Origin of the sequence: Geobacillus sp. ZGt-1 (assembly GCF_001026865.1) — a bacterium.
Taxonomy (GTDB): Bacteria; Bacillota; Bacilli; order Bacillales; family Anoxybacillaceae; genus Geobacillus; species Geobacillus thermoleovorans.
This window is the reverse complement of record NZ_LDPD01000016.1, coordinates 167,384-171,134: the sequence shown is the minus strand read 5'-3', so window position 1 is coordinate 171,134 and position 3,751 is coordinate 167,384. Positions and strand designations below refer to the sequence as shown.

The 3,751-nt window shown below is 52.1% G+C and carries 4 protein-coding genes; all 4 read right to left on the bottom strand.

What is annotated here, in order from left to right:
* The coding region (locus VU18_RS07240; protein ID WP_047757871.1) for a multidrug resistance efflux transporter family protein at nt 1-921 on the bottom strand (921 nt) is incomplete at its 3' end.
* Nucleotides 922-1,318: 397 nt separating this feature from the next.
* The gene (locus tag VU18_RS07235) at nt 1,319-2,533 is read right to left on the bottom strand and encodes an ABC transporter substrate-binding protein (RefSeq protein WP_042382561.1); all 1,215 of its coding nucleotides are present in this window, start codon (nt 2,531-2,533) and stop codon (nt 1,319-1,321) included.
* A gap of 126 nt (nt 2,534-2,659) precedes the next feature.
* On the bottom strand, nt 2,660-3,367 hold the full coding sequence (locus tag VU18_RS07230; RefSeq protein ID WP_021321369.1) for an ABC transporter ATP-binding protein: 708 nt from the start codon (nt 3,365-3,367) through the stop codon (nt 2,660-2,662).
* Nucleotides 3,360-3,751 (bottom strand): ATP-binding cassette domain-containing protein (locus tag VU18_RS19640; RefSeq protein WP_047757887.1); only part of this gene is annotated, 392 nt, incomplete at its 5' end. The genes VU18_RS19640 and VU18_RS07230, both read right to left, overlap by 8 nt.

Below are 3,751 nucleotides of genomic sequence, written 5' to 3'. Positions count from 1 at the left end.
AAAACTATGCCAGCAAATCCCCGCCACAATGACCGCTAAGCCGACAAACGCCCAGCCGTTCGGAAACGGAGCCGATAATAACAGCACTTCGCCGATAACGGCAAAAATCACTTCTCCGGATTGCGTCGCTTCAACAGCAGCCAGCTTCCGCTCATTTCCTTTCGCCCGGTCAGTGGCGATGAAAAAAAGCGTCGTCGCGATAACGCCCGAGCTGATAGCGACAATGAGCGACTGCGCCGTTTGCCCAGCCGAAGGAACTCCGGCTGTCGCCCATCCAATCAGCGCCACGACGAACCAAAACGGCAAGCTGGCGATCGTCATCCCGAATACGCGTTGAAACGCGTCAAGCCGTCCGGCACAATGCTCGATCATTTTTCGGTTGCCCAGCGGGTAAGCAAAGGCGGCGATGAGCACAGGAAAGATCCCCAACGCGATTTCTTCCCATGTGAGATGGCCTGCTTGCTGGAACTGAACGAGCACGACGCCGAGCAAAATAAAAAATGAAATGAAAAGCGCCTGTTTTTCAATCGGGCGGCGCACGGACACAGTTCCGTTTTGCGTTTCGATTTGTTCTGTAAACAGCGGGCTAAGCAGGACGCCGGCGACGATCGTGCACTGCCATGTGCCGGCTACAAGCCACCCTGGCCCGTACGCAGCGGCGTACGTGAGCGGCGCGTAAAACAGGCCGAAACCGACCGTCCCCCAGACGATCCATGTCCATGGATGGCGCTTCATGTCGCGCCAAACCGGACCGAGATTGCGGTGGGCAAGAAGAATGACAAACAACAGCGGAACCATAAAGAAAAAACGAAGTGACGAGCTCCACGTCCAACTCCCGCCAGCTAGCTCCATAGACCGGTTCAATATGAACGTAACGGCAAAAAAGAACGAGGCGGCAAGGCCGAGGGCCATTTCCCGCATGGTCGGTCTCTCCCCTCCTGTGATTAGATTCATCATGTGGCAGAGCAGTTTTATTTTATCGCATTATTGAAAATTTTTCTATTTGTTTTTTTTGATTATTTAGAACATAGTTTTCTATGATAAGAAATGCACAATAAGAATTGATCAACCCGAAACAGTTCTGCCAGGCGGCAATCCTATCATTAACGAATCAAAAAACGTCATAATGCGAAAACGGAAAAGGCTGTCTGGAAAAAGTCGTGCGATGACCTTTTCAGACAGCCTCTCTATTGCCCCATCCATATACCGCTCCATCTACGGATCCTTGAGAAGATGCACACTTCAGGGCTCATGCAAAGAGCATTCCCATTGAAAGCCCGATGATAAGGTGCCTCTGCTTGTCAGTCTGCATGGTGTATTATTGTTTTATTAACTCAATGGGCACAATTTTTCCATTTTCCACCGCAGCCACGACGATTTCCGATTCAAATCCGCCATCGTCGCCGATGCTTGGGACGTTATACACTTTCTTTTCGTCTGGAATGTTTTTCAAGCCGTCGTTCATATGTTCGCGGATCGCTTGCGGGTCATCGACGGTGCCTGCGGCTTTCATCGCCTCGACGAAAGCGTAAAGCGCCAAATAGTTGTAAGCGGCTTCCGATCCCGGATCTTCATTGAACTTTGCCCGATAGTTTTTCACAAACTCTGGAACCGCGGGTTGATCCGACTCGACAAGCGGCATGACGCCGATCGAACCTTCAAGCATGTCATAAGAGCCCGTCACCCGTTTCATCTCATCGAGTTTCGCCTGATCCATAATGATAAAGCCGCCTTTAAAACCAAGTTCGCGCGCTTGTTTCGCCACTTTTGCCGTCGGTTCCGACGGTCCACCGATAAACAAGACATCCGGCTTTTCTTTCAATGCATTCGTCACGATCGTAAAGAAGTCGGTGTCTTTCGTAAAATCAATCGATGATTTGTAGACAACTTTTCCGCCTTGTTTTTCCCAATACGGCAACAGTTTTTCTGTCCAGTCTTTCCCGTATTGCGTCGCCGTCGGCAAGGCGGCCAGTTTCCTGCCGAAATGCTTCATGGCATAATCGGTAAACGTCGGGATGTAGCCGTCATAGCGCGGCGGAATGCGCACGGTCAGCTTATTGCCCGTTTGTGTAATTTTCGGCTCACTCGTATACGCCGCGATGATGAAATTGTCCGTTTGGTTGAACACTTGCAGCGCCATGACGCCACCGCTGTGCGGCGTGAAAATGATCGGCGTATGATGCTCTTGCACAAGGCGTTTGGCGTTCGCTGCCGTTTCGTTTGGCAAATATTTGTCATCTAATGGGACGAGGTTAATTTTGTATTTCTTTCCTTTCACCTCAAAGCCGCCGCTGTTGTTGATTTCCTCGGCCGCCATTTTCAAGCCGTTTAACGTCCGTTGGCCATAATAGGCGGCCGGGCCGCTCAGCGGGCCGCTGTAGCCGATGTTGACCGTGCCCGTTTCACCGCCGCCTCCTCCGCTATTGTTTCCGCCGTTGGCGTTATTGCTGCTTGGCGAATTGTTGCACGCCGCAAGCATCAACATCATGATGGCCGCGATCATAGCGGCGATTGACCATTTTCTTTTTTTCATTCTACTCCCCCCTATTGATGATTTATTATTTTGAATATTTATATAATATTTGGCACACCCGTTATTCACCCCCTTTCAGTGCCATCTCCTCTCCTTGCTTTCGCTGATGGACAAGGATGAGGCCTATCATGCACCAATGTACGCTTTGCGGACATCGTCGTTGGCGAGCAGCTCCTCCGCCGTTCCCGAGGCAACGATCGTTCCATTTTCAAACACATAGCCTCGATGGGCGATCGACAACGCCGCATGAGCGTTTTGTTCCGCCAACAAAATCGTTGTTCCTCCCTCATTGATTTGCTTAATCGTCGCAAACATTTGCTCGACAATCAACGGGGCGAGTCCGATTGACGGCTCATCAAGCAAGAGCACCGCAGGACGTGACATTAAGGCGCGTCCGATGGCGAGCATTTGCTGCTGGCCGCCGCTTAACGACCCGGCTGGCGCGTTTTGCTTGTCGCGCAAAATCGGAAACAGTTCGTATACATGTTCAATCGAGCGGCGGATGCCTTCTTTGTCCTTCCGATGGACGTAAGCGCCCATCAGCAAGTTTTCGTATACACTCATGCGCGGAAACAGTTTGCGCCCTTCCGCGCATTGCACGACGCCGCGCCCGACGATGCGGTCAGGAGGCAGCGAATCAATGCGCTCGCCATCGAGGCGGATTTCCCCCCGCACTGGTTTGTGCAGCCCGCTGATCGTGCGAAACAATGTGCTTTTCCCGGCCCCGTTGGCGCCAAGCAAAACGGCGATCTCCCCTCGCTTGACGGAAAACGTCACATCGCGAATGGCCGTAAAACTCCCGTAGCGGACGGATACGTTCGCAACTTCAAGCAATGGCGCTCCCTCCTAAATACGCTTGAATGACCGCCTCGTTGTTTCGCACTTCCTCGGGCGTTCCTTCAGCGATTTTTTCTCCGTAGTTTAACACCATAATGCGGTCGGCAATTTTCATGATCATCGACATTTTGTGCTCAATCAGGCAAACAGTCAGGCCGCCTTCTATCATTTTGACGATCAACTCCTCAAGCCCTTCCGTTTCATCCGGGTTGATGCCGGCTGCCGGTTCATCAAGCAGCACGAGCTCCGGATCGGTCGCCAAGGCAAGCGCGAACGCCGCCCGCTTTTTCTGCTCCTGCGACAAGTTGGCCACCATCCGATCCGCCACATGGGTTAGACCGACAAAGTCGAGCACTTCCATCGCTTTTTCTTTGCATGCCT

What these genes read in the sequence shown, in the direction of transcription:
- VU18_RS07235 (WP_042382561.1), bottom strand. Translation starts at nt 2,533, where the DNA reads ATGAAAAAAAGAAAATGGTCAATCGCCGCTATGATCGCGGCCATCATG.